The sequence below is a fragment of the Sphaerochaeta sp. S2 genome, from assembly GCF_016406725.1.
Lineage (GTDB): Bacteria > Spirochaetota > Spirochaetia > Sphaerochaetales > Sphaerochaetaceae > Sphaerochaeta.
The window spans coordinates 1-1,001 of sequence record NZ_JAEKNT010000108.1 but is presented as its reverse complement, the minus strand read 5'-3'; the positions used below and the strand labels follow the sequence as shown (position 1 = coordinate 1,001).

Sequence of the window (1,001 nt, the reverse complement as noted above, 5' to 3'; positions counted from 1 at the left end):
GTCTTCTTTATCTTCGTGATATCTTTAAAGAAAATGACTATTCCTTCGACCGAATCATGATAGATAGGTGAAATACTTGCAGAAACAAAATGTAATTCATCGTTAAAATTTTTTATGGCACTTTCTTTTTTTAATCCGCTCGAATTGAGTGTCCTTAATACATCTTCAATAATGTCTGTTTGAAGCACTTTTGTATAATAATCGTAGATTCTAAAGACATCATGTATATTTTTTCCTATAAGATCATCATTCTTCAATATCTCATAAGCACTTGCGTTTGCATAAGTTACATCCAGATTTTTGTCGAGGATTATGACACCATCTTTTCCATGATCTAAAATGTAATTTTGCATTTCAAAGTTTTCAATCATGTTAAATACTATCACTTTCTACAAATAGTTTATAGCAATCAATGATCATGACGATTTGCTCATGCAGCTGACCAATTCCTTTCATATACTTCTGTCCACCAGTTTCCATATGAGGTGGTTCAGCAATATGCTCTTCTTCAATATCTACCACTTCTAATACTCGGTCGACAATTAAACCAATAGGTATCTCTTCAACGGTTACTACAACGATACAAGTACGATCATCATAGTTCCTTTCTGGTTTATTAAAACGAATCCTAGCATCAACAACTGGAATGATTTGTCCTCGTAAATTTATTACACCTTTCATATGGTGTGGTTGACAAGGAATTTCAGTAATGGTTTGTACGCCTATAATGTCATCAACATAAGAGATTTCTAAGCCATAATTATCGTCTCCTATAGCAAATGTTAAAAATTTATTTTCTTGAGTCTCGTTAATTTCTAGTAATGCTTCACTCATAATAGCTCCTATACTGTTACAAATCCTGATGGATCTAAAATCATACTAATTCGACCATCACCTAATAAAGCAAATCCCGATATGCCTTTTACTTTGTTGATGAATTTAGATAAATTCTTTACTACGACTTGTTGCTCACCTATGAGTTCATCGGCAAACAACAGGGC

General features: G+C 33.0%; 3 protein-coding genes. All 3 read right to left on the bottom strand.

Annotated elements, in window-relative coordinates; translation table 11 throughout:
- Window positions 1–371: PAS domain-containing protein (locus JF818_RS03070; RefSeq protein WP_198890518.1), on the bottom strand; the 371-nt coding region annotated here is incomplete at its 3' end.
- 1 nt (window position 372) lies between these two features.
- Window positions 373–834, bottom strand: a complete 462-nt coding sequence (locus JF818_RS03065) for a chemotaxis protein CheW (protein ID WP_198890517.1) — start codon at window positions 832–834, stop codon at window positions 373–375.
- An 8-nt stretch (window positions 835–842) separates the two neighbouring features.
- Complete coding sequence (locus JF818_RS16620; protein WP_370570297.1) at window positions 843–995, bottom strand: chemotaxis protein CheW; 153 nt, start codon at window positions 993–995, stop codon at window positions 843–845.
- Window positions 996–1,001: the final 6 nt, after the last annotated feature.

Excerpts from the sequence above, each read along its gene's own strand:
- JF818_RS03065 (WP_198890517.1), bottom strand. The coding sequence starts at position 834 with ATGAGTGAAGCATTACTAGAAATTAACGAGACTCAAGAAAATAAATTT.